The 5,640-nt window shown below is 58.9% G+C and carries 3 protein-coding genes; 2 read left to right on the top strand and 1 reads right to left on the bottom strand.

Annotation, left to right across the window (positions count from 1 at the left end; translation table 11 throughout):
• Window positions 1–189 precede the first annotated feature (189 nt).
• Window positions 190–1,767: a methyl-accepting chemotaxis protein gene (locus ACOTZP_RS23665; RefSeq protein WP_001323889.1), complete on the bottom strand. Its 1,578-nt coding sequence runs from the start codon at window positions 1,765–1,767 to the stop codon at window positions 190–192.
• Between the two features lie 309 nt (window positions 1,768–2,076).
• Between ACOTZP_RS23665 and ACOTZP_RS23660 the strand changes: the two genes are divergently transcribed.
• Together ACOTZP_RS23660 and ACOTZP_RS23655 are read left to right on the top strand one after the other, a co-directional pair.
• Window positions 2,077–2,637 carry a recombinase family protein gene (locus tag ACOTZP_RS23660; RefSeq protein WP_001161490.1) on the top strand — a complete coding sequence of 187 codons (561 nt, stop codon included), beginning with the start codon at window positions 2,077–2,079 and terminating at the stop codon, window positions 2,635–2,637.
• Between the two features lie 3 nt (window positions 2,638–2,640).
• Complete coding sequence (locus ACOTZP_RS23655; protein WP_001138014.1) at window positions 2,641–5,607, top strand: Tn3-like element TnAs1 family transposase; 2,967 nt, start codon at window positions 2,641–2,643, stop codon at window positions 5,605–5,607.
• The last annotated feature ends 33 nt before the right edge of the window (window positions 5,608–5,640 follow it).

The following is a 5,640-nucleotide window of genomic DNA, read 5'->3' as shown; positions in this document are numbered from 1 at the left end:
GGGGGAACCGCAGAATTCGGAAAAAATCGTACGCTAAGCTAACGGTGTTCTCGTGACAGCTCTTTGACTAGGCTTTCTAAGGCCATTCTGATAGCCCTGACTTCCTGAAAAGCCATGGCTAAAATTTGTGCGGCTAAAAGGGATAACCGATGGTAAAGTAAGTTATCCCTGTCGAGATACTGAAAAGCGTTATCCTCGTTTTTCCCAAAACTGTTTTGCCAGTTCGCTCAGAGCGCTAGTTAACTGAGCGACAGATTTCGCACTTTGCAAATTATTCTGCCCGGTCTGTACATTGGTATCAGCAGCATCGCGTATATTGATAATACTGCGGTTTATGTCTTCACTTACTGCTCCCTGCTGCTCGACCGCAGTCGCTATTTGCGCGTTCATGTCGGTAATTTCGTTAACGCGTTGGCCAATTCCATCAAGAGCTGTAGCTGCTTCCTCTGCGTGAGCTACACTCGTGTGCGCTTGCCGACTACTTTGCTCCATGACTGTAACAGCGGATTGCGCTCGCTCTTGTAGAGCGCTGATCATGCTTTGAATATCCGTTGTCGATTGCTGTGTGCGAGCAGCAAGACTGCGAACCTCATCGGCGACAACAGCAAAACCACGCCCCTGCTCACCAGCACGCGCGGCCTCAATTGCTGCGTTGAGTGCCAACAAATTCGTTTGCTCGGCGATCCCTCGTATAACGTCAAGAACTTTTGATATCTCGTTACTTTGACCTTCAAGCTCATGAATAACCTGAGTGGCTTGCCTAATTTCACCTTCAAGGGCAGTGATTGACTGGCTTGTGTGGGCTACCAGACGCTGGCCAGATGCCGTCTCAGTGTCTGCTCTTCCGGCCGCATCTGCAGCATGCTGTGCATTGCTCGCAACCTCTTGAATGCTTGCCACCATTTGGTTTACTGCCGTTGCTATTTGATCTGTCTCTGCCTGCTGCTCAACTGTAAGTACATTGCTTGACTCAATATCCTTTAGTAGGCCTCGGGTGTGTTCGCTAAGCCGATTTGATGCATCACCTATGCGACCTACTATGGCGCCTGTTTCAGCTTGCATCATTCGTAAAGCAAACTCTATTTGGCCAAACTCATCGGTGCGCCCAGTGTAGAGGGATTGACTTAATGGGTTATTGGAAATATTCCTGGCTCTTTCAACCAGTCTTCCAAGAGGAGAGAGAATAGCCAAAACACTAACAGAGCTTAAGCTTCCTGACATTAAAGTGGCTAACAATAAGCTGCTTATTGATGTATCAGTAAGCATGCCGGCAGCCATTGCGCTTGATATAATACTACCCCATATGAGCAAGAGTATTTTCACGGAAAAGCTAGCAGCCAATTTCGGCCTCGCGGCCTTCCCGCTTCTCAATTGAGCATATAATTTTTCCGCAGCCAAAACCTGCTCAGGTTCAGGCTTGGTCCTTACAGACTGGTATTCAACAATCGAACCATTCTTAGCTATTGGCGTTACATAAGCACTTACCCAATAGTGGTCGCCATTTTTACAGCGATTTTTTACTAGCCCCATCCATGAGCGGCCAGATTTTAATGTACTCCACATATGCTCAAATGCAGCAGGCGGCATATCTGGGTGTCTTACGATGTTGTGAGGCTGGCCTAATAGTTCTTCCTCAGTGAAACCACTGATTTTAATGAAGTCAGGATTAACGTACGTGATATGGCTTTGAGGGGAGGTAGTCGAAAGAATATTGGCATCTTTTGGGAGTTCTAAGTTTCGACCCGTCACTGGTAAATTCTGGCGCATAAGAACCTCAAGGGTTGGCTGTTTTATTTTATTGTTTTCGGCATTAAGCCCAATTTCTTGAGCGTTACGATAAAGCTAGCATGGAAACGATAGGTGCAAGCAAGTTAAGGGTTGCATCGCGCATGTCAATCTAGGCTATACCCTAACTTGATGTCAGGCAGGGCCGCGCCGCTTCGTCAGAATAGAGTCTGCTTTCCCATTTTTTGACACATGCCCGCGAAGGTTATAGATTTCAGCCTGACAGAAATGGGCTTTGAGGCACAACGGAACAGAAAGTGCACTTAAGCCGCCTTCAACCAAGGAGACATCGTGCAGGGGCACCGCATCGGCTACGTCCGGGTCAGCAGCTTTGACCAGAACCCGGAACGCCAGCTGGAACAAACCCAGGTGAGCAAGGTGTTCACCGACAAGGCATCGGGCAAGGACACCCAGCGCCCCCAGCTCGAAGCGCTGCTGAGCTTCGTCCGCGAAGGCGATACAGTGGTGGTGCACAGCATGGATCGGCTGGCCCGCAACCTCGATGACCTGCGTCGCTTGGTACAGAAGCTGACTCAGCGCGGCGTGCGCATCGAGTTCCTGAAGGAGGGCCTGGTGTTCACTGGCGAGGACTCGCCGATGGCCAACCTGATGCTGTCGGTGATGGGGGCCTTCGCTGAGTTCGAGCGCGCCCTGATCCGCGAGCGGCAGCGTGAGGGCATCGCCTTGGCCAAGCAGCGTGGCGCGTACCGGGGCCGCAAGAAAGCCCTGTCCGATGAGCAGGCTGCTACCCTGCGGCAGCGAGCGACGGCCGGCGAGCCCAAGGCGCAGCTTGCCCGCGAGTTCAACATCAGCCGGGAAACCCTCTACCAGTACCTCCGCACGGACGACTGACACATGCCGCGTCGCTTGATCCTCTCGGCCACGGAGCGGGACACCCTGCTTGCGCTGCCGGAAAGCCAGGATGACCTGATCCGCTACTACACCTTCAACGACTCCGACCTGTCGCTGATCCGCCAGCGACGCGGCGACGCCAACCGCCTCGGCTTCGCCGTGCAGCTCTGCCTGCTGCGCTACCCCGGTTACGCGCTGGGAACCGACAGCGAGCTGCCCGAGCCGGTCATCCTGTGGGTGGCGAAGCAAGTCCAGGCCGAGCCGGCGAGCTGGGCAAAGTACGGCGAGCGCGACGTGACCCGTCGCGAGCATGCCCAGGAACTGCGCACCTACCTGCAACTGGCCCCGTTCGGCCTGTCCGACTTCCGCGCCCTGGTGCGCGAGCTAACCGAGCTGGCCCAGCAGACCGACAAAGGCTTGCTGCTGGCCGGTCAGGCCCTGGAGAGCCTACGGCAGAAACGACGCATCCTGCCGGCGCTGAGCGTGATTGACCGGGCCTGCTCGGAAGCCATTGCGCGAGCCAATCGGCGGGTCTACCGCGCCCTGGTCGAACCACTCACGGACTCGCATCGGGCCAAGCTGGACGAGCTGTTGAAGCTCAAGGCCGGCAGCAGCATCACCTGGTTGACCTGGCTGCGCCAGGCACCGCTGAAACCCAACTCTCGGCACATGCTGGAACACATCGAGCGGCTGAAGACATTTCAGTTGGTGGACTTGCCCGAAGGCCTGGGCCGGCACATCCACCAGAACCGCCTGCTCAAGCTGGCCCGCGAGGGTGGGCAGATGACGCCCAAAGACCTCGGTAAGTTCGAGCCGCAGCGCCGCTACGCGACCCTGGCCGCCGTGGTGCTGGAGAGCACCGCGACCGTGATCGATGAGCTGGTCGATCTGCATGACCGCATCCTGGTCAAGCTGTTCAGCGGCGCGAAGCACAAGCATCAGCAGCAGTTCCAGAAGCAGGGCAAGGCGATCAACGACAAGGTGCGCCTGTACTCCAGGATCGGCCAGGCGCTGCTGGAAGCGAAGGAAAGCGGCAGCGACCCCTATGCCGCCATCGAGGCGGTGATTCCCTGGGACGAGTTCACCGAGAGCGTCAGCGAGGCCGAGCTGCTGGCCCGGCCGGAAGGCTTCGACCACCTGCACCTGGTCGGCGAGAACTTCGCCACCCTGCGCCGTTACACGCCGGCCTTGCTGGAGGTGCTGGAACTGCGCGCCGCGCCGGCCGCGCAAGGCGTGCTGGCAGCCGTGCAGACCCTGCGTGAGATGAACGCCGACAACCTGCGCAAGGTGCCGGCCGATGCACCCACGGCCTTCATCAAGCCGCGCTGGAAGCCGCTGGTGATCACCCCGGAAGGCCTCGACCGGAAATTCTACGAAATCTGCGCCCTGTCCGAGCTGAAGAACGCCCTGCGCTCCGGCGACATCTGGGTCAAGGGCTCGCGGCAGTTCCGCGACTTCGACGACTACCTGCTGCCGGCCGAGAAGTTCGCCGCACTCAAGCGCGAGCAGGCCCTGCCCCTGGCGATCAACCCGAACAGCGACCAGTACCTGGAAGAGCGTTTGCAGCTGCTGGACGAGCAGTTGGCCACCGTCACCCGCCTGGCCAAGGACAACGAGCTGCCCGATGCCATCCTCACCGAGTCAGGGCTGAAAATCACCCCGCTGGATGCGGCGGTGCCGGATCGGGCGCAGGCGCTGATCGACCAAACCAGCCAGTTACTGCCGCGCATCAAGATCACCGAACTGCTGATGGACGTGGACGACTGGACGGGCTTCAGCCGCCACTTCACCCACTTGAAGGACGGGGCCGAGGCCAAAGACAGGACGTTGCTGCTGTCCGCAATCCTCGGTGATGCGATCAACCTCGGGCTGACCAAGATGGCCGAGTCGAGCCCCGGCCTGACCTACGCCAAGCTGTCCTGGCTGCAAGCCTGGCACATCCGCGACGAAACCTATTCGGCGGCCTTGGCCGAGCTGGTCAACCACCAGTATCGCCACGCCTTTGCCGCCCACTGGGGCGACGGCACGACCTCATCCTCCGATGGCCAGCGCTTCCGCGCGGGTGGCCGGGGCGAGAGCACCGGGCACGTCAACCCGAAGTACGGTAGCGAGCCGGGACGGCTGTTCTATACCCATATCTCCGACCAGTACGCGCCGTTCAGCACCCGCGTGGTGAATGTCGGCGTCCGCGATTCCACCTATGTGCTCGACGGCCTGCTGTACCACGAGTCCGACCTGCGGATCGAGGAGCACTACACCGACACGGCCGGCTTCACCGATCACGTCTTTGCCCTGATGCACCTGCTAGGCTTCCGCTTCGCGCCGCGCATCCGCGACCTCGGCGAAACCAAGCTGTACGTGCCGCAGGGCGTGCAAGCCTACCCGACGTTGCGCCCGCTGATCGGCGGCACCCTGAACATCAAGCACGTGCGTGCCCACTGGGACGACATCCTGCGCCTGGCCAGCTCGATCAAGCAGGGCACCGTCACCGCCTCGCTGATGCTGCGCAAGCTCGGCAGCTACCCGCGCCAGAACGGACTGGCCGTGGCCCTGCGCGAGCTGGGCCGGATCGAGCGCACGCTGTTCATCCTGGACTGGCTGCAAAGTGTTGAACTGCGCCGCCGCGTGCATGCCGGCCTGAACAAAGGTGAGGCGCGCAACTCGCTGGCCAGGGCGGTGTTCTTCAACCGCCTTGGGGAAATCAGGGATCGGAGCTTCGAGCAGCAGCGCTACCGGGCCAGCGGCCTCAACCTGGTGACGGCGGCTATCGTGCTGTGGAACACGGTGTACCTGGAACGCGCCACCCAGGGGTTGGTCGAGGCCGGCAAGCCGGTGGACGGCGAGCTGCTGCAATTCCTGTCGCCGCTGGGCTGGGAGCACATCAACCTAACCGGCGATTACGTCTGGCGGCAGAGCCGCAGACTGGAAGACGGGAAGTTTCGGCCCTTACGGATGCCCGGAAAACCTTAGCGTACGATTTTTTCCGAATTCTGCGGGCTCCCC

Source organism: Enterobacter cloacae complex sp. SYL001 (assembly GCF_049237025.1).
GTDB classification, from domain to species: Bacteria; Pseudomonadota; Gammaproteobacteria; order Enterobacterales; family Enterobacteriaceae; genus Enterobacter; species Enterobacter intestinihominis.
This window is presented reverse-complemented; position numbering and strand designations above follow the sequence as displayed.